Origin of the sequence: Deinococcus malanensis, from assembly GCF_014647655.1 — a bacterium.
Taxonomy (GTDB): Bacteria; Deinococcota; Deinococci; order Deinococcales; family Deinococcaceae; genus Deinococcus; species Deinococcus malanensis.
The window spans coordinates 178,822-197,169 of the sequence record NZ_BMPP01000003.1; the positions used below are offsets into that span (position 1 = coordinate 178,822).

The 18,348-nt window shown below is 64.2% G+C and carries 16 protein-coding genes; 7 read left to right on the forward strand and 9 right to left on the reverse strand.

Annotated features, from left to right (window positions below; genetic code table 11):
* Nucleotides 1-12: 12 nt before the first annotated feature.
* From IEY49_RS04835 to IEY49_RS04845, 3 genes are all read left to right on the forward strand, one after another.
* Nucleotides 13-441 (forward strand): DUF2243 domain-containing protein, encoded by a 429-nt coding sequence (locus tag IEY49_RS04835; RefSeq protein WP_229780635.1) that lies wholly within the window; start codon nucleotides 13-15, stop codon nucleotides 439-441.
* 25 nt (nucleotides 442-466) lie between these two features.
* Entirely contained in the window at nucleotides 467-691 is a 225-nt protein-coding gene (locus tag IEY49_RS04840; RefSeq protein WP_189005089.1) for a DUF2171 domain-containing protein, read from the forward strand.
* A gap of 236 nt (nucleotides 692-927) precedes the next feature.
* Nucleotides 928-1,866, forward strand: coding sequence for an MBL fold metallo-hydrolase (locus tag IEY49_RS04845; RefSeq protein ID WP_189005090.1), 939 nt, complete (start codon nucleotides 928-930; stop codon nucleotides 1,864-1,866).
* Nucleotides 1,867-1,953: 87 nt separating this feature from the next.
* Here IEY49_RS04845 and treZ read toward each other — a convergent pair whose 3' ends face one another.
* The 9 genes from treZ to IEY49_RS04890 all read right to left on the reverse strand — a co-directional run bounded on the left by treZ (nucleotide 1,954) and on the right by IEY49_RS04890 (nucleotide 13,867).
* Complete coding sequence (gene treZ / locus IEY49_RS04850) at nucleotides 1,954-3,741, reverse strand: malto-oligosyltrehalose trehalohydrolase (protein WP_229780636.1); 1,788 nt, start codon at nucleotides 3,739-3,741, stop codon at nucleotides 1,954-1,956.
* 173 nt (nucleotides 3,742-3,914) lie between these two features.
* Complete coding sequence (locus IEY49_RS04855) at nucleotides 3,915-4,742, reverse strand: cyanophycinase (RefSeq protein WP_189005094.1); 828 nt, start codon at nucleotides 4,740-4,742, stop codon at nucleotides 3,915-3,917.
* Nucleotides 4,723-5,625, reverse strand: a complete 903-nt coding sequence (locus IEY49_RS04860; RefSeq protein ID WP_189005095.1) for an isoaspartyl peptidase/L-asparaginase family protein — start codon at nucleotides 5,623-5,625, stop codon at nucleotides 4,723-4,725. The genes IEY49_RS04855 and IEY49_RS04860 overlap by 20 nt, the downstream gene beginning before the upstream one ends.
* On the reverse strand, nucleotides 5,618-8,410 hold the full coding sequence (cphA, locus tag IEY49_RS04865) for a cyanophycin synthetase (RefSeq protein WP_229780637.1): 2,793 nt from the start codon (nucleotides 8,408-8,410) through the stop codon (nucleotides 5,618-5,620). The genes IEY49_RS04860 and cphA overlap by 8 nt, the downstream gene beginning before the upstream one ends.
* Before the next feature lie 530 nt (nucleotides 8,411-8,940).
* Entirely contained in the window at nucleotides 8,941-9,609 is a 669-nt protein-coding gene (locus tag IEY49_RS04870) for a DUF6766 family protein (RefSeq protein ID WP_308424642.1), read from the reverse strand.
* 232 nt (nucleotides 9,610-9,841) lie between these two features.
* Nucleotides 9,842-10,327, reverse strand: a complete 486-nt coding sequence (locus IEY49_RS04875; protein ID WP_189005097.1) for a hypothetical protein — start codon at nucleotides 10,325-10,327, stop codon at nucleotides 9,842-9,844.
* Between the two features lie 333 nt (nucleotides 10,328-10,660).
* On the reverse strand, nucleotides 10,661-11,542 hold the full coding sequence (locus tag IEY49_RS04880) for an FRG domain-containing protein (protein WP_189005098.1): 882 nt from the start codon (nucleotides 11,540-11,542) through the stop codon (nucleotides 10,661-10,663).
* Nucleotides 11,543-11,547: 5 nt separating this feature from the next.
* Nucleotides 11,548-12,684 carry a UDP-galactopyranose mutase gene (gene glf, locus IEY49_RS04885; protein ID WP_189005099.1) on the reverse strand — a complete coding sequence of 379 codons (1,137 nt, stop codon included), beginning with the start codon at nucleotides 12,682-12,684 and terminating at the stop codon, nucleotides 11,548-11,550.
* Nucleotides 12,677-13,867, reverse strand: coding sequence for a glycosyltransferase family 1 protein (locus tag IEY49_RS04890; protein ID WP_189005100.1), 1,191 nt, complete (start codon nucleotides 13,865-13,867; stop codon nucleotides 12,677-12,679). Before IEY49_RS04890 ends, glf begins: the two co-directional genes overlap by 8 nt.
* 375 nt (nucleotides 13,868-14,242) lie before the next feature.
* On the opposite strand from IEY49_RS04890, the gene IEY49_RS04895 reads away from it, so the two are divergent.
* From IEY49_RS04895 to IEY49_RS04910, 4 genes are read left to right on the forward strand one after another with little or no spacing between them, the layout of a single operon-like run.
* Nucleotides 14,243-15,778, forward strand: coding sequence for a phytoene desaturase family protein (locus tag IEY49_RS04895; protein WP_189005101.1), 1,536 nt, complete (start codon nucleotides 14,243-14,245; stop codon nucleotides 15,776-15,778).
* A 40-nt stretch (nucleotides 15,779-15,818) separates the two neighbouring features.
* Nucleotides 15,819-17,267 (forward strand): carotenoid biosynthesis protein, encoded by a 1,449-nt coding sequence (locus tag IEY49_RS21815; protein ID WP_189005103.1) that lies wholly within the window; start codon nucleotides 15,819-15,821, stop codon nucleotides 17,265-17,267.
* Complete coding sequence (locus IEY49_RS04905) at nucleotides 17,264-17,974, forward strand: lysophospholipid acyltransferase family protein (protein ID WP_229780638.1); 711 nt, start codon at nucleotides 17,264-17,266, stop codon at nucleotides 17,972-17,974. The genes IEY49_RS21815 and IEY49_RS04905 overlap by 4 nt, the downstream gene beginning before the upstream one ends.
* Nucleotides 17,971-18,348, forward strand: a complete 378-nt coding sequence (locus tag IEY49_RS04910; RefSeq protein WP_189005105.1) for a DoxX family protein — start codon at nucleotides 17,971-17,973, stop codon at nucleotides 18,346-18,348. Before IEY49_RS04905 ends, IEY49_RS04910 begins: the two co-directional genes overlap by 4 nt.

Here is an 18,348-nt window from a genome sequence, read left to right on the forward strand (position 1 = left end):
CTACCCCGGTGGATGACCGGTGGAGTTCTTCTGGGTTTGGGCCTGGGGGGCTTTTTCGACGGCATTGTGCTGCATCAGATTCTGCAGTGGCATCACCTGATCAGCGCGCGCCATCCCCCCGACAGCCTGGGGGCCCTCCAAGACAACACCCTGCTCGACGGGCTTTTTCATGCGGCAACCTACCTGTTCACAGCGGTGGGTATCTGGCTGGTCTGGAAAAACGCGCCGGCACAACGGGACACTGCCACCTTCGTCGGAACCCTGCTTGTGGGCTGGGGGCTCTTCAACGTTATCGAGGGACTGATCAACCATCAGATCCTCGGCCTGCACCATGTCCGGCCCGGGCCCGGCCAGCTGGCCTACGACCTTGGATTTCTGGTCTGGGGCGCGTTCATGCTTGCCGCTGGCCTGCGGCTTATTCGCTCCCGCCAAATGAGCTGAGCCGGACCTTCGACCAAGGAGACCTATGACGCACTCTGAACATGATCAGCATCCGAATCTTCAGCCTGGAATGGACGTGGTCTGCGCCGACGGCTATGTCCACGGACAGGTCATCAGCACTTCCGGACCCTACCTGCAGACCACGGACCCCGACGGCCGGGCCCACCACCTGCCCCTGTCTGCTGTTGACCGGGTGGATACCCAGGTTCATCTGAAAATGACGCACCAGGAGCTGATCAACGCCCTGTAGCCCGCTGATTCCATCTCTCTGCCCTGGCCGGTCTGGGAGCCTGCGCGGTCGCCGGCTGACACTCCAGCAGCAGCGTATAGAGGGCCAGGCCTTTCAGAAAGCATTTTTCTGCTTCCCGATGGACCGGTGCCTAATGGACCCGCTCAGCAATTTCAGCACGTTTCCAGCTTGCCCTCCGGCGTGAGGTCATGCGCACACTGCCCGATTTTCTTCAACCCATCAGGAGGTCTCTGCTCATGACCCAGTCCCATAGCCCCCTGCCGCATCACCCTCCCGTGTCCACCTTCGGGGGCACACAGCAGCTGCGCCCGGACGTGGTGCGTGTTCGGCTGCCCATGGTCAACGTGTACCTGCTGGGCCGCCCCGGAGAGCCCTGGATCCTCGTCGACGCGGGGATGCCAGGTACCGCCGGTCTTATTCGCGCTGCAGCCCGCAAGGTCCACGGCGAGCGTCCACCGGAAGCGATCGTGCTCACGCACGGGCACCTGGACCATATCGGGGCGCTGAAGGCCCTGAAAGCCGAGTGGAACGTGCCGGTCTACGCCCACACCCTGGAGCTGCCACACGTCAACAACGAGGCCCCCTATCCCTTTCCTGACCCCACCGTGGGCGGCACCATGAGCCTGCTGTCCCCGGCCTTTGTTCCGGGGCCGTTTGACCTCCAGGTCATGGCCCTGCAGCCGGGAGGCACAGTCCCTTTCCTTCCGGAATGGCGCTGGCTGCATACCCCCGGGCATACGTCCGGCCACATTTCATTGTGGCGTGACCGCGACCGGTCGCTGATCGCTGGAGACGCCTTCGTGACCACGCATCAGGAGACTGCCAGGGGAGCACTGCTGCTGCGGCCGACGGTGGTTCAGGGCCCGCCGGCCTACTACACACCCAACTGGGACGCGGCAAAAGAGTCGGTTCACCTTCTGGCGGCCCTGGACCCTGACCTGGCTGCCACGGGCCATGGCCACCCCATGGGCGGCCCTGAGCTGATGGCGTCGCTGCACCGACTGGCCAAGAACTTCGATGAGGCGGCCCGCCCGGTGCGTGGCTGGTACCTGACGCGCCCGGTCCCGGTGGCACCAGCACGGGCCGGCCAGCCGGACCCCTGGAGAACCCGCGTGCTGGCCGGGATGCTGTTTCTGGGCGTCTTCCTGCTGAGCGGCGGACGCCGGCGCCGCTAGGGGGAGCAGGAAAAGCGAACCAGCACCTGCACGGAGCTTGCAGGTGCTGGTTCGCTGATGGGTGTTTGCAGGAGCCTTGATGCCAGTTCAGGCGTCCGGCAATACATAAAGTACGGCGCTGAAGGCAGGAACCCCGGAATCCCCCGACGCAGAGGTGTTTAGCAACTCGTGTGCTCCCTCGAGACTGTAGGGCAGCGAGTCCCGCACGCCAGCCGTTTCCTGGCCGAAATTCACCAGCAGCAGGCGCCGCTGACGGCCGAGCCGGCGCTCCACCCAAAGAACCGGTCCAGCGGACCCCGCCTGCAATTCGCCTCGGGAGGCATGACCAAGCACCGGATCCTCCCGCCTCAGCCTCAGAAGCTTGCGGTAGACCTCCAGCACCCTGGCGTGCACGTCATTCCTGGGCTCGGCCCAGTCCAGCGTGCTGTGCCGGAAGGTGGACGGCGCCTGTGGATCAGGCACCGTGTGGGCACCGAAGCCTTCAAAACCCGCAAACTCGGCCAGGCGCCCCTCGGTGACCTGCCTGCCCAGATCGCCGGAAAAATCGGAAAAGAACTGGAACGGTGTGCTGGCCATCCATTCCTGTCCCTGGAACAGCAGCGGCGTCATCGGCAGAAACAGCAGCAGTGCGCTGGCGGCCAGGAAGCCTTCCTCTCCGGCAGTCTCCTGCAGCCGGTCCCCCGTCGCCCGGTTGCCGATCTGGTCATGGTTCTGGATGCAGTACACGAAGGCCGGAGCGTCCAGCCCATCTGAGGCGAGGCCCCGCGGTTTGCCACTCAGGGGCCAGGGCTGGCCCTCGTACAGCCACCCCCGCTCGATACAGCGCGCCAGGTCGGCCACGTCTGGCCGGTAGGCGGCGTAATAGCCGTCCTGCTCACCCGTCAGGACCACGCGCACCTGATGGTGGAAGTCGTCGGTCCAGATCCCGTCGGCGCCGGTGTCCTGCACCAGCGGGGGAAAGTTGCGGTCGTCCTCGCAGAACACGAAGGTCGCTGCCCCCCGTTCCTGGCCCCAGGCATGTGTCCGCCCGGTCAGTTCCGAGAGGATGTGCTGCTCGCTGGTGTCCACGATTTCGTGGGTGGCGTCCAGCCGGAAGCCATCAAAACCGTAGGTGCGCAGCCAGTGCTCTGCCGAGTCGACGGCCAGCTGACGCATAAAGGGCTGGGTGTAATCAGGAGCCGAGCCCCACGGCGTCTGATGTGCCGGCGTGAAATACTGGGGGCTGTAGGCGCCCAGATAGTTTCCGTCAGGGCCGAAATGGTTGTAGACCATGTCCAGCAGCACCAGCAGCCCGTGGCCATGCGCCTCATCGATAAAGGCCTGAAGGTCTTCAGGTGGTCCGTAGGGCGCGAAGGGCGCAAAGTGCGCGACCCCGTCGTAACCCCAGCCCCTCTGCCCTGGAAAAGCAGATAGCGGAAGCAGTTCAATGGCCGTGATTCCCAGGTCCCGCAGGTGCCCCAGCCTTTTTGCAGCTGCCCGGTAGGTGCCTTCGGGGGTGAAGGTCCCGACGTGCAGTTCATAGATCACCAGTTCGTGGCGCTGACGCTGTGGAGGGGCGTGCCTGGGCACGTAACTGCTTGCCCACACCACCGCCGGACCGTGCACCCCTTCAGGGAGCCAGCGTGCATACGGGTCGGGAAAAGCCTGCCCACTGACCTCGAATTTGTACCGGGTGCCGGGACCCAGGTCCGCAAAGGTGCCTTCGAAGACCCCCTGGCCAGCCGCCTGCAGGGGGCGGCGTGAGGCACGGTCGCCGTCGTAGACCATCAGGGCCGCCTCACGTGCGTGGGTGCTCCACATCCGGAAGGTGGTGCCCTCCGGCCCGGGAACCGCACCCAGGGAGGGGGGACGTTCAATGACAGCAGAGTCAGACATTCGGATCACGGTGAAATCCTCTCATGAGGTTGGCGAGGTGGGCTGGACTTTCCGTGAACAGGACCGTTCGCGTTCATGGCCAAGCTTTCATGGTCAGGATGGTGACAGGGTCAGGAAAGCGCTGACCAGGGGAGACTGCCCTTACCAGGTCACGGGTTCCGTTCGGTGCCGGCCTAAGCTCGATAAAGTCCTGGCTCACGCGCCTGAAGGTCAAAGGTGTCTCCGGCCGCCAGCACATGCAGGCGCACCCCGTGAAGCGACAGGGTCTCCCCGGTACGTGCTTCGGCCACGTTGGAATGGGTGATGTCCGAGCCGTCGGCCACGTAGACGCCGCCGCTGCCCAGCACCGTGAAAGACTCGCCGCGCACCAGGATGGCCGTGTCCTCGTCGATGCCGATGCCCAGGACCCGGGGATTCTGGGCCACGGCGCCCAGCAGGCGTCCCATCCGGCCACGCTCCGCGAAGTGCTGATCAATGATCACGCCCCGGATCAGCCCCAGCCCTGGCGCCATCTGCAGTTCGCCCACCCGGTAGGTTTCCTCGCTGCGGCCCTTGACGAGCATGGTCTCGCACATCATCGATGCACCGGCCGAGGTGCCGGCGACCACGCCGCCTTCCTGGTAGATCTCGCGCAGGCAGTGCTCCACCGGGGTATCTGCCATCAGGCTGGTGATCCTGAGCTGGTCTCCGCCGGAAAAAAGCACTCCGGTGGCTCCGCGCAGCGTGTCCAGGGCCGCAGCCTTATTGGCGTCGGACCGCTCGTCGAGGTACAGCTCGACCAGTTCGCCCGTCTCCAGATCGTCGAACGCCTTCTGATAGCTCTCGAAATAGCCTTCGCGGGTGTGCGAGGCCAGAGTGGCGATCACCAGCTTGCCCTTTCCGGACAGCCGGGCCACCTCCTTCAGGATCTCACGGGAATCCTGCTTGTCCTCGTGGCCACCGATAATCACCAGCGTGCCTTTTCCCGGAAGCGTGCCCCGCTCAGTGTGAGGTTGTTCCATGGGCTCCCTCCTCGTGTCTGGTCAGATAAACCTGCGGACCATCGGCGCCGGCCGCCTGAAAAGCGACTGGCATATGGGGGCTGTTGTGCCACCAGCCCATCTGACCGTCCGCGGTCAGGGCGATCCCGCCGGCCTCACCGCCGACCCGGGCAGCCATTTCACGGATGACCGCCTCGATGGCTTCTGCAGGTGTATTCCGTGACAGGCGGTCCATGATGCGTCCGGCACTCCGCAGGCGGGCGATGCGCTCACCCTCGCCCGTCAGGGCCACGGCGCCAACCTGATCCTCTGCGTAGTAGCCGCATCCGGGCTGCGGAGAATCCCCAACCCGCCCGACCCACTGCCCGTCCAGACCACCGGTGGAGACGGCAGCAGCGACATGGCCGCGGATGTCCAGGGCCACGCACCCGACCGTATCGGAGGTCTGCTTCGCGACGTCCGGAGCGATCAGCTCGTCCGGGTCGCACAGCTCGGCGCCGATATCCCGGGCGAACCGGTGTGCCCCGTCGCCCACCAGCAGGATCGCTTCTTCACGCAGCAGGTGCGCGGCCACAGTAACCGGATTGCGCACGCCCACCAGGGCCGCCACTGCGCCCACATCCAGGGTTTGCCCGTCCATCACCGAGGCCTGGGTCTCGACTCCACCGTCGGCATTCTGGGCTGATCCATATCCGGCATTGAAAACCGGGCGGTCCTCCAGAACGCGGACGGCGGCCTCAACTGCGTCAACGGCGTTTCCGCCGGCTTCCAGCACAGCCCGGCCGGCCTGCAGGGCCTCCAGGCAGCCGTCGCGGGCGGCTTCTTCCTGCTCAGACGGCACTTCATGCGCGCCACCATGGACCATGATGGCCCAGTGCGGGTTCTTCGAAGATGTATCAGTCATGGGATCCTTTCGCCCAGGCCGCGGAGGCCATCTCGGGCTCGGCCAGGGCAGCTGAGCTGTCGAAGTCACGCATCTGCTGCCAGGTGTCCTCGACCTCGGTGGCCAGCAGCACCACCAGGTCGCCCGGCGCCGCAAGGCGAAGGGCAGCGTCTACGGCCTCCGGCTCTTTCAGGATGGTCTGCACATGCGCCGGGTCAAAACCGCTGCTCAGGGCGCCCTCAGTAATCAGGCGGGCCCCTTCCCCGACGCGCCGGCCACGCCGCAGCTCGTCCTCGCGGATAATCAGTTCATCAAAGGCCTGCGCAGCAAGTTCACCCATTCGCAGAATGTCCTCGTCACGGCGGTCTCCGGCCACTCCCATCACGCCGATCACACGGCCCTTGGGGGGACGCAGGTGACCGATCAGCTCGCTCAGATATTCCATGCCCGTCGGGTTGTGCGCGTAGTCCAGCAGTACCCGGAACGGGTGGCCGTCGTACAGGTTCAGGCGGCCGGGACTCAGTTCGAACGACGTGGAGAAGCTGCTCAGGGCCGAGCGGATGACCTGCAGGGGCACCTGCCGGGCCAGCGCAATCGCGGCAGCGGCCAGCGCATTCTGCACGTTGACCTGGGCGAACCCGCCCAGGGTGGCGGGAATGTCGCGGGCCCGCATGATCGGGCGGCGCCGGTGGTCCTGGTACAGCACCAGTTCGTCGCCCAGCACGGTCGGTTCGCGGACCACCGCCGTCCCGCCCCCGGCGATATGTTCCTGCAACTCGGGGGAATAGTCGCTCCCGCCGCGCATCGAGAACAGGATGATCTCGCCCCGCGCCTTGCGTCGCATCTTCAGGGTCAGGGGATCGTCGGCGTTCAGGACGCTGGCGCCATTTTTAGATACGACCTCGATGACCAGCGATTTGACCCACGCCAGGTCCTCGATGGTCTCGATGCCCTTGATACCCAGATGGTCCGGCTGGATGTTCAGGACCGCGCCCACGTCGCAGGTCTCGAAGCCCAGCCCCTCGCGCAGCAGACCGCCCCGGGCCGTTTCCAGCACGGCGACTTCCACGGCGGGGTCACTCAGGACCACCTTGGCACTCTTGGGGCCGGTGGTATCTCCACTGACGACCTGTTCGCCGTTAATGTAAATGCCGTTGGAGGTGGTCAGGCCCACAACCTTCCCGCTCTGTTGCAGGATGTGCGCCACCATGCGCGAGGTGGTGCTTTTCCCGTTGGTGCCGGTAATGGAAATGATCGGCATGCGGCACGGCACTCCCGGTGGAAACAGCATGTCCAGCACCGGGGCGGCTACATTGCGCGGCGTGCCTTCCGATGGCTGCAGGTGCATACGGAACCCGGGGGCCGCGTTGACCTCCACGATGCCGCCGCCGGTCTCATGCACCGAGCGCGAGATGTCGGGGCTGATCAGGTCGATCCCGGCGACGTCCAGGCCGATCACCTTGGCCGCCCGGCGCGCCACGGTGAGGTTATCCGGGTGAATCACGTCGGTGCGGTCGACCGCCGTACCGCCGGTGGACAGGTTGGCGGTGTCGCGCAGGAAAACCGTCTGGCCCAGCGGCGGCACGCTCTGCAGGGTCCAGCCTGCTTTGGCCAGCAGTCCCAGCACGTGATCATCAATGCGGATGCGGGTCATGACGTTCTCGTGCCCCTCACCACGGCGGGGATCCTGATTGACCTCCTCGACCAAGGCCTCGATGCTGCGTATACCGTCCCCCACCACATGGGCCGGGACCCGCTCAGCCACGGCCACGACCTCGCCGTTGATGACCAGCACCCGGTGATCGTTGCCCTGGAAGTGCTGCTCGACGACCACGTCACGGCTGTGCTGCCGGGCTTCCTCGAAGCCCCTGCGGACCTGCTCGTCTTCTGTCAGCAGCAGCGAGACGCCCCGCCCATGGTTGCCGTCCAGCGGCTTGGTGACCACCGGTCCACTGAGTCGGCGCGCCGCGGCCACCGCATCCTCTGCCGTGCGGACCACCGCTCCGCGAGGAACCGGAAGCCCGGCGCGGTCCAGCAGGGTTTTGGTCAGTGCCTTGTCGCTGGCCGTCATGGTGGCGATGTGGGCGGTCTGCCCGGTAATACTGGCCCGGACCAGCTGCTGGTACCGGCCGTACCCCAGCTGGACCAGGCTGTTGTCATCCAGGCGCAGGTAGGGAATCCCACGCCGCTCGGCCTCGGTCACCAGGGACTGGGTGGTGGGCCCCAGCGTGTAGCGTTTGGCCAGCCGGCGCAGGGCGCTGACCTCGGCTTCAAAGTTGAACGGCGAGCCCGGTGTGAACGGCTCTTCGCCGGCAGGAAGCAGCAGCTCCACCCCCTGAACTCCGCGCAGATGGTCAGGCAGCAGGCTGTCCACCAGCCGCAGGGCCACAGCCCCGGCGGCCATACCGAGCCGTTCCTCCTGGTAGGCGTAAAGCACGTTGTAGACCCCCGGCTGACCCTTGACCGACCGGGTCTTGCCGTAGGTGACACGCCGTCCGACAAGCGACTGCAGGTCCAGGGCGACATGCTCGATGACATGTCCAAGCCAGGTCCCCTCCTGCATCCGGCGGATCAGCCCACCGGGTTCCTTATAGGAGCAGCCGTGGTTGTGCAGGGTGGGTAGCAGGGCGATCAGGGCCTCATTGAAGCCCGGCAGAGCGCTGGTCGGAAACTCTTCCAGAGCGCCCAGGTCCACCTGAAAGCGGATCATCGGCTCGTAACCATAGACGTTCGGTCCGCGGTATACCTGCCGTTCGGTCACTCGCATGGGACGTGGGGGGTTCTGGGAAGGTGTGGAATCGGTCATAGCGGGTCTCCAGTTCGGTGCCCTGTTGGTTCCTGATCAGGCATTAACAGAAGCTAGAGCCGTGTGAGACATCGTAAACACGGGTTTCGCAAAGTTGCTCAGCGGGAAAACCTGGGCTGCTCTTGATTTGGCTTAAGGCGGGGTAAACAAGGCAGCAGCCACAGGGAGGCAATGGAGGCCACGGCATTTTCCGGGCGATTTCAGGGAAGGCGGCAGCATGGTGGTTTCTCTTCTTTGTGGTGGCTCGTCTTTGGTCGGCTTCTGCGGGCAGAGCAGGACATCATCAGACCTGCTCTGAAACTCCTCAACCCGCGGCCATCTGTGAGTCATGGTGCGCACGCCGCGCGGCCAAGGACGTCTCGCCCCGTCGGGCACAGCATTTCCATGTACATTTGCTGTCCTACAAAGTGTTCGTGTGGACTTCCGGAAGCGCGCACTGAGTCTCAGCTCAGTTCCTCTCCACCTGCGGAGTTTCTTTTCCGACTCAACCGCCAAGTCAATGAATCTGAGTCGGCCTGGCGCGGGGCCAACTATCCGTCGCTGGGTTTCACGTCAGGATCTTCCAGGGCTTTGGACTGCGATGAGCCTACCTGCCGCAGAAAAATGGTCAGCACCATGATGGCCGCCACCGCCAGAAACTCGCTCTGCCAGTTCTGTGCAGATTCGAAATAAAACTGGGGTTCCCTGAGAAATTCGCCCAGCAAGAGTGGATCCTGACCTCGCGCAAGGCGCTCATGGTTGAAGCCGCGCATGGAATTGTTCAGATGCACCAGCAGAGATGTTAAAAATAGCCCCAGCAACACGATGGTCAGCGTCTTCCGCTTCCAGAAACCACGCACGGCGATGTCGCGCCTGGCCCGCTGGCGCTGCTCTTCCGTTTCCTCTTCGGGATAAGGGTTGGACTCCGCAGTTCCACGCTGCTTGAGATACACCGTCATGACCATGAACGCCGCCATAAGAAGAAATTCGCCTTCCCAGTTTTCGGTGGTCGCTGACCAGAAGTGTGCTGGGAGCAGGTACTGGCCAAAGGTCAGGGCCCGTTGCTTCAGTTCTTCCATGTCCTGGTTGTGTACCGCCCAGCCACTCAGTGCCTGCCCGATCCATAACAGGACAAACAGACTCATCTGAACACTAGTGAGGGCATTGTTAGACCCGAACTGTTTCGAGCTGCCTCCAGCACATGCATTCTTTTGGTGGATATTGTATAGAAATGGCGTGCATGCCGTGCCAGAGGCGGTTAAGGAAAATTCAGAACCGTGGAACCGTGGCGGGTCGATTTGGAAGAGGGCAGTATGAGGCCGTCTGAATTAATTTAGGCTGGTCCCGCCTGCGTTGTAGGCGCATGGCAGCGGAGACTGAAGTCTTGCTTCTGTTCGCCCAGGCCAAGCTCTGCACTGCAGCGGCTTTCTCGAATTGTTATGGGGTAGCCTTTTAATAATTCCATGGAATAGTACGGATGTCAGGTGGGGTAAGGATCAGGCGCACCTCGATGCACAACTCTTTGTCTTCCTGATGGATTTCCATTGAAGTGCCCAGGTGCGGAAGATGCCAAGTGACGCGGTACAGCGGTGAGCCTGTGGTGGAAAATGGCTCACCCAGGCTCCGGGCAGCTTCATTCTGCCAACCTTTGATCAACTCTTCTGCGTACCCATACCTTCGGCCCATGACCCTGTCGGAATCGCTGAGTTCTTCTTCCGTGTAGTCGCCCGCCCCATTTATAAGATCGAAAAATTCTTCCGATGCGTAGAGTTGACCCAGGTAGAAATTGGACCCAGGAGACAAGGCAACCGCAACCAATTGAACTTCTGGCGTCAAAGAGAAGACACGGCCAGCTGGCTCATTCCAGGACAACTTCAGATTCTGCAGTGCCGACCACACCGCAAGGCTGTCGACAACAGGTTCTTTAGTCGGATTCATGCCTCAGTGTATGGCGGCTTTCATGACCGTCTGACGTGCTTGACGACCCGCGTTTCGGTGATGGCCTGACGCGTCATCGTGTTGGGGTTCAGAAGAGGCCATGGTTCACGCAGAAAGGTCGGGAGGCCACCCCGGAATTCCGGATGCCTGGGCTGCGCCCGGCCACAATGCCGGGAACCACGGGCGTACCCATCCTGCCGGGGCGACCGCTATCGATAGCCGGAGCGCACCTTTGAGCGGCTCCCGACGGCGTTGACCGGGTTCCGCTCCCTGGCCGCATACAAATTTCCCGACACACTGCACCTGCCGTCTGCGAAGCGCCTTGGAATGATTCTAGCGTTGCTGACGGCGGTCGGTTTCGGGCGCAGGCTTCTCCTCAGGACCAGGAACGCCGTTCTGCCGCAGGCGGTAATAGCGCCGCAGCCACTGGCTGAGGCCGCTGAGGTCCGGAAACAGCGTGCGTTCGGTAATGTTCGCGCCGTCAAGCTTATCTCGGACCTCCCATTTCAATTCCGCTGGAAGAATGACCCGCCGCGCCGCGTGCTCGTGCCGCCCGAGCCAGTCGTGGAGGGTGATTTCCGGATCGCTCAGTAGTGAGAACAGCGCCGACTGCTGCACGATCCGCTGATCCAGCGAGGGAGGCTCCAGAAACAGCAGAAACGGATGCCCCGCCTCGGCCTCCATACGGTCGAGCCAGGTCATCTCTGCGTCAAAGGCCAGCGCCTCACGGCCCTGGCTGCCCAGCAGTTCCAGCATGTCCACGGTAAACACACTGGCGCCCTCCCGGTGCAGCAGCTCCGAAAGCGCTGGCGGCAGGGCCTCGTTGGTCTGGGCGGCGTTCAGCATCCAGATCACCCCATCCTCGTCGAAGCGCTCTTCCTGGGCGGTCGCGAAATGCAGGGCCACGAGCGGAGAATAGGTCCAGTCCAGCAACCGGGTCGGCAACCCGTGGTGCTGGCCGAGCGAAAGCCAGTACCACAACAGGTCGCGGGTCTGCACGTTTGCCTCGGCATATTTGCGGAAGGCGCGGACCAGATGCCGCTCGATGTCACGGGTGTTGCCGGCGAGCCGCTGCAAGGATGTGGTCAGGGGCGCATCATACCCCTGACCACGAAAGACATATGGAGACCGGAAGCGCCTTAGTGCAGGATTCCAGGATTCGCCGTGCAGGACATCCAGCAACTCGCTCCAGGAGTTGACCCGGGTTTCCTGCAAGATGCCTACTCCTTCTCGCCCTGCAGCTTGCGGAAGGTGGCCAGCGACTGGGCCACGACCTGATCCATGTTGTAGTACCGGTAGGTCGCCAGGCGGCCCACAAACGTCACGTCATTGCGTTCCTGCGCCAGCGCTTCGTAGCGTTTGTACAGTTCAGCATTTTCGGGACGCGGTACCGGATAGTACGGATCGCCTTCGGCCTGTGGGTATTCATAGACCACGCTGGTCTGGTGGTGCCGCTGGCCAGTGATGTGCTTGAACTCGCTGACGCGCGTGTAACCGTAATCGTTGGGATAATTCACGGTTCCGACTGGAAGCAGCTGATCCACATCATGGGTTTCATGCCGGAACTCCAGGCTGCGGTAAGGCAGCTTGCCATAACAGAACCCGAAGAAGGCGTCGACCGGACCGGTGTAAATCAGGTGACTATGTGGAATAAAATCCACGATCTGCCGGTAATCGGTGTTCAGCATCACGGATATGTTCGGGCTCGAGAGCATGTTCTGAAACATGCGGGTGTAACCGTGCAGCGGCATGGCCTGAAAGGTGTCGGCAAAATACCTGTCGTCGCGGTTGGTACGGGTGGGCACGCGCGCCGTGACACTTGCATCCAGTTCACTGGGGTCCAGGCCCCACTGCTTGCGGGTATAGCCTCGGAAAAACTTGTTGTACAGGTCGCGGCCTACCTTGCTGACCACGACATCCTCGCTGGTGCGGACCGCTTCGACCTTTTCCGCCACCGAGGCAAAGAATTCCTCGACCTGAAAGGCCGTCAGGTTCAGCCCGTACAGCTTGTTGACCGTATCCAGATTGATCGGGATCGGCAGCAGCTGACCATCGACATTTGCCAGCACCCGGTGCTGGTAGGGCCGCCATTCGGTGAACTGCGACAGGTACTCGAAGACGTCCTTTGAATTGGTATGGAAAATATGCGGTCCATACGGATGGATCAGCACACCGGCGTCGTCGTAACAGTCGTAAGCGTTGCCGCCGATATGGGGGCGGCGGTCCACCACCAGCACCCGGCGTCCGGTGTTTGCCAGCCGCTCCGCCAGGACACTTCCGGCAAAGCCGGCGCCCACAATGAGATAATCGAAGGTTTTCCCGTTGTTCCGGGCCTGCATCTCCCGGGGTTCAGTCATCGGCGCCCTCGAAATAACCGGCTCCGGCAGCGGAGGGCAGCGGTACAGCCGTCTGCAGGATGGCGGCGGCTTCAAGCTCGTCGCGCATGCCCTGCCAAGTCAGGTCCCAGGACAGCTGGGCCAGATAGGCGTCGGCGCGCTCCTGCCGGCGCGTCGCGGCCAGTGTTCCCGCTTCCGCGAGTGCTGCGGCGCAGGCAGCCTCGAAAGCATCGGCTCCGTCAGCCACGCGCACCATGTCGCCGTCACCGTAGGGACGGATCACGTCGCGAATGCTGGTAGACACGACCGGAACCCCGGCCGCCAGATATTCCGGCGTCTTGGTCGGGCTGATGAACTCGGTCGACGCGTTCAGGGAAAAGGGCAGCAACGCCACGTCCCAGTGGGCCAGATAGGCCGGCAGGTCCGCGTATTTCTTCTGACCCAGGTAGTGCAGGTTCTCGCCGCGGGGAAGCTCGGCCTCGTCGATCTTGACCACCGGGCCCAGCAGCACGAAGTGCCACTCGGGGCGTCGGCGGGCCACCTCCCCGATCAGGTCGATGTCAAAGCGCTCGTCGATCACACCGTAGAACCCGAGACGCGGACGCGCCAGGGCCGCCTGGTCAGCCGGATCGGCCAGATCCGTGCGGGCCTGGGCAAAGTGGCCCACATCCACACTGGACGGAAACGGGAACACGTTGCTGTGCTGCAGGCACTTGGCCTCGTACAGCCGGTGTCCGCCGGTAAAGACCACATCTGCCTGCTGGAACAGCGACGCTTCACGGCGTCGCAGCTCGGACGACGCGCCTTTAAAATTGGCCAATTCGTCCATACAGTCGTAGACCGTGATACGGGGGCTCAAGTGGGAAGCGACAGGCAGTTCCATCGGGGAATACACCCACAGGTCATATTCGGTGAGGTTCTCGTCGTTTACCAGGCCTTCCAGCAGCCGGGCCGTGATGCCCTGCGCCTCGGCTGGTGTCAGCCCAGCCTGCAGATGAGGCGTGCAGACGGTCACCCCACTGTCGGTGCGTTCCAGTTCAAGCTGGTTGGCATACTCGCCAAACATCGGTTCTTCGACGTAATACACACGACGGTCTCTGGCTGCCCGGGTCATCAGGTGCTGAGGACGCTGGTAGACGAAATGCCAGCGCAGGTGAGACAGCACGATCAGGGCAGGAGTAGGAAGTGTAAGGGGCTTAGACACAGTGGCTCCTCCCAGTTCAAAAGAACTTGTTGAAAGTTAAAAGCAATAGAGTACGTCAGGCGACAGCAAAGTACGTCCCCGACGGGTCTGGAGCCCAAATATATGTCATGACCGCCACCTTATTTTTGGCGGAAGAATCATCTCTGTGAACGGTGGTCAGAGAGTCTGGTGAAGGTCCCTTAACACTGTGGGATGCCCCCGGCGAACGTCTCCTGACTCCGCTAGACTGTTTAGTTCTCTTGCTTACAATAAACTGCTTTTGTGGCTGCTGCGCGTTCTGAGGTCACTTTCGGCGACCTCGAATGCGACTGCCGACACCTCATCTGCGCGTGTGAAGGACAGTCTGGCAAGGGTCACATGTCAAACTGCCTCAACATGACTGATTTTGATGTGATCGTGATGGGAGCAGGTCACAATGCTCTGGTCACGGCCGCCTATGCAGCCCGTGCGGGTCTGCGGGTTGGCGTGTTCGAACGCCGGCATCTGGTCGGCGGCGCCGTCAGCACCGAGGAAATCGTCTCCGGATACCGTTTCGATTACGGGGGCAGCGCCCACATCCTGATCCGAATGACACCTGTTGTTCAGGAACTCGAACTCTCCCGCTACGGTCTGCATTATCTGGATCTCGACCCTCTGTTTCACTGTTCCGATGGAGAGACACCCTGGTTTATCTGGCGCGACCGCGAACGCACGGCGCACGACCTTGAAAGTTTATTTCCTGGCCAGGGAGAGGCATACTCACGCTTTCTCGACGAGTGGACTCCCTTTGCGCGCAGTGTCGCTGAACTGTTCAACAGTGCGCCGGGGCCGCTGGAACTTGGCCGCATGGCGCTGGGCAGCGGCCGTGGGCAGGACAGCGCACGGCAGCTCAGCCGCATCCTGCGCCCCTACGGTGAGGTCGCCCGTGAATATTTTTCAGAGGAACGGGTGCGTGCGCCCCTGACCTGGATGGCGGCCCAGAGCGGTCCACCACCGACCGATCCGCTCAGCGCTCCCTTTCTGCTGTGGCATCCGCTGTACCACGAGGGCGGAGTGGCGCGCCCCAAGGGCGGCAGCGGCGGTCTGACACGGGCCCTGGCACGCGCCACCGAAGCCCACGGCGGCCAGATCTTCCTGAACGCACCCGTGCAGGACATTCTGGTCAAGGGCGGCCGGGCCCAGGGCGTCCGTCTGGTCAACGGAGAAACCTACACGGCCCGCGCGGTAGTGGCCGGGTCGCACATCCTGACCACCGCCGGGGCCCTGTCACCGGAACATGTGCCGGCTGCCGCACGGGACGTGCGGGTGGGCAATGGATTCGGCATGATTCTGCGGCTGGCTCTCAGTGGCAAGGTCCGCTATCGCCAGCACACCGAACCCGAAAGCCGGATCGGTCTTGGCCTGCTGATCAAAAACGAACGCCAGCTGATGAAAGGCTACGGGGAGTACCTGGCCGGGGAGCCGACCACCGATCCTCCACTGGTGGCCATGACGTTCAGCGCCGTGGATGATTCGCTGGCTCCACCCGGAGGCGAGGTGCTGTGGCTGTGGGCTCAGTACTACCCCTTCGAGCTGGCGTCCGGAAGCTGGGAGACCCGCACTGCTGAGGCCCGCGACAGTATCCTGAACGCCTTCGAACATTACGCCCCGGGCACCCGCGACCAGATAGTAGGTGAACTGGTCCAGACGCCCGCCTGGCTAGATCAGCACCTCGGGTTGCACCGCGGCAACGTGATGCACCTGGAAATGAGCTTCGACCAGATGTTCGCCTTCCGGCCATGGATGCAGGCCAGCGGGTACCGCTGGCCCGGCGTCAGGGGCCTGTACCTGACTGGCGCCAGTACCCATCCCGGCGGGGGCATCATGGGCGCTTCCGGTCGCACCGCGGCCCGCGTGCTGCTCAGCGACCTGACCCGGCGGCGGTGGCAGTGAACCCTGACATGCCTCTGCATGCGCTGGTCAGGTGGCCTTCGTGAGCTACCTGCAGTACCACCTGGTTTTTATCCTGCCGGTGCTGCTGGTGCTGGCTGCCCTCACCGCCCGCCGGCGTGGCCCGCTGGCCGGACCGTATAACCCGGATGACCGCTGGAGCTGGAGCTGGTTCTGGGCCCTGCCGCTGGTGGCCACGGTCTACACCACGCCCTGGGACAACTATCTGGTTTTCCGCGAGGTCTGGTCCTACCCACCCGAGCGCGTGCTGGGCCGGTTGGGCTACGTACCCTACGAGGAGTACGCGTTTTTTATCCTTCAGACCCTGATCTCCGGGCTGCTGCTGCTGCTGCTCATGCGCCGGGGGGGGCCGGCGCGGGTCGCGGCCCGTCCGGAGCTGGTCCGCTGGGGCGGCGCCGCGCTGCTGCTGGGGCTGGCTTTTGTCGGCGCCCTGTGTCTGCGTCAGGAGCGCACGCTGTACCTGGGCCTGATCCTGGCCTGGGCCATGCCGGTGCTCGCGGGGCAGTGGGCCTTTGGAGGAGACCTGCTGCTGGGCCGCGCGCGGCTGTTCTGGACTGCCACGCTGCTTCCCACCACCTATCTGTGGCTGACCGATGCCTACGCGATCTCGAACGGCATCTGGCAGATTTCGCCGCGCTACACGGTTGGCCTGAATCTGGGACGGCTCCCCTTCGAGGAGATGCTGTTTTTCCTGGTAACGAACCTGCTGGTGGTCACGGGGCTGATGCTGTTCCTGCATCCGGCAGCCCTGGAGCGGCTTGGCCGGGCCCGCCCATACCTGCGTCCCTGGCTGGGCTTCGCGGCGCTGTACCTGCTGCTGAAAATTCCGGTGCCCCTGTGGCCGGGCGGCTTCCCGCTGCTCGGCACCCTGAGCACCGGCTTCCTGTGCCTGGCTGCGCTGTCGTACGCCGCTGACCGGGTGGGGTGGGGCCGCGCCGTTTCCCTGCTGCTGCTGGGCAGCGGGACCGGCTGGCTGGTCGAGTGGATCGGGAGTCAGACCGGGCTGCCGTTCGGGCAGTACAGCTACGAGGGTGCTCCTGCACCAACCCTGCTGGGAGTGCCCCTGATCGTGCCGCTGGGCTGGTTTGCCATGACCCTGGTGGCCACGCTGCTGTCCGGGGGCCGGGCCTGGCTGGCGGGCCTGCTGCTGGTCGCCTGGGACCTGGGGCTCGAGCCCCTGATGACGTCCCAGGGGTACTGGACTTGGCAGGACCCCCACCCGCTGTGGAGCGGGGCGCCGCTGCTGAATTTTATCGGCTGGTGGGGAATAGGGACGGCCCTGAGCTGGGCGTTCGTCCGGCTGGCCCCGGACCTGCGGCGGCCCACCTCCGGGCTGCATCCGGGGCAGGTGTACCTGGCCGAACTGCTGTTCCTTCCCGGCGGCCTGCTGCTGTTCGGCCAACCGGTGGCGGCGGGTGTCACCCTGGTGGCCATGGCTCTGGTCCTGAGCCAGACCCGGAGGGCCGTGTGAACCGCTGGTGGATCGCGCCGATGCTGCGCCGCACGATCCGGACCCAGGTTCGCCGGGGGCTCGCGGGTGTCTGGGTGCGTGGCGGCCCCCCTGAAGGCGGCGCCGTGCTGGCCCCCAATCACCATTCCTTTTGGGACGGCTACCTGCTGGCGGAGCTGGCCTGGCAGGCAGGGCAGCCGCTGCGGGTGATGATGACGTCGCGGCAGCTGGACCGCTTTCCCTTTCTGCAGCTGATCGGGGCGCGCCCCCCTGGCCAGTTGCGCTCTCTGGCACGTGACGCGGGGGCCGGGTACTGGATCGGCGTGTTCCCCGAAGGAGCGATCCAGGCGGCCGGTCCCCTGCAGGCCCTTCAGCCCGGCGCCGGGTGGCTGGCGCAGATTGCCCGGGTGCCGCTGGTGCCGGTGGCCATCCGGGTCGTGGTGCGGGCCGGGCCCGGTCCGGAAGCTTTCCTCCGGTTCGGAACGCCCTGTCTGACCTCTGAGCTGCCCTCGCAACTGGCGGCAGTACTGCAAGCGCTCGACGCCGACCTGAGCAGCGCAGACCCTGAGCGGCCTCCGGCCGGCTACCTGCTCCGCGTGACGGGACTCGGCGCCCGACCGGACGAGGTCACGCTCGCGGTCCGCTGGCTCACCCGGCTGAGTGGCTTCGGACGGACCGAAGCGGCCCCTGAGCTCCCTGTGCCGGCACACGGCAGAATGCGCCCATGAGTCCGCGTGCCCGCTTCGACCTCTCAACGGCACTGCTGGCGGCCCTGTTTGCCGGTGCCGGTGTGCTGCATTTCCTCAGGCCGGAGTTCTTCGACCGCATCGTGCCGCCCGCAACGCCGATGTCGCCGCGCGCCGCGACCCTGCTGAGCGGCGCGGCCGAACTGGCCGGCGGGCTGGGGCTGCTGCATCCGCGGACCCGTCCGGCGGCGCGCTGGGGGCTGCTGGCCCTGCTGGTGGCGGTCTACCCGGCCAACCTGTATATGGCCCAGGCGCCCGACAAATTCGGTACGCCGGCCTGGGTGACCTGGGCGCGGCTGCCTCTTCAGCCCCTGCTGATGTGGTGGGTCTGGAATACCGGGCGGCCGACACCATGA

Excerpts from the sequence above, each read along its gene's own strand:
- IEY49_RS04835 (WP_229780635.1), top strand. The coding sequence starts at position 13 with ATGACCGGTGGAGTTCTTCTGGGTTTGGGCCTGGGGGGCTTTTTCGAC.
- IEY49_RS04840 (WP_189005089.1), top strand. The coding sequence starts at position 467 with ATGACGCACTCTGAACATGATCAGCATCCGAATCTTCAGCCTGGAATG.
- IEY49_RS04845 (WP_189005090.1), top strand. The coding sequence starts at position 928 with ATGACCCAGTCCCATAGCCCCCTGCCGCATCACCCTCCCGTGTCCACC.
- treZ (WP_229780636.1), bottom strand. The coding sequence starts at position 3,741 with ATGTCTGACTCTGCTGTCATTGAACGTCCCCCCTCCCTGGGTGCGGTT.
- IEY49_RS04855 (WP_189005094.1), bottom strand. The coding sequence starts at position 4,742 with ATGGAACAACCTCACACTGAGCGGGGCACGCTTCCGGGAAAAGGCACG.
- IEY49_RS04860 (WP_189005095.1), bottom strand. The coding sequence starts at position 5,625 with ATGACTGATACATCTTCGAAGAACCCGCACTGGGCCATCATGGTCCAT.
- cphA (WP_229780637.1), bottom strand. The coding sequence starts at position 8,410 with ATGACCGATTCCACACCTTCCCAGAACCCCCCACGTCCCATGCGAGTG.
- IEY49_RS04875 (WP_189005097.1), bottom strand. The coding sequence starts at position 10,327 with ATGAATCCGACTAAAGAACCTGTTGTCGACAGCCTTGCGGTGTGGTCG.
- glf (WP_189005099.1), bottom strand. The coding sequence starts at position 12,684 with ATGACTGAACCCCGGGAGATGCAGGCCCGGAACAACGGGAAAACCTTC.
- IEY49_RS04895 (WP_189005101.1), top strand. The coding sequence starts at position 14,243 with ATGACTGATTTTGATGTGATCGTGATGGGAGCAGGTCACAATGCTCTG.
- IEY49_RS04910 (WP_189005105.1), top strand. The coding sequence starts at position 17,971 with ATGAGTCCGCGTGCCCGCTTCGACCTCTCAACGGCACTGCTGGCGGCC.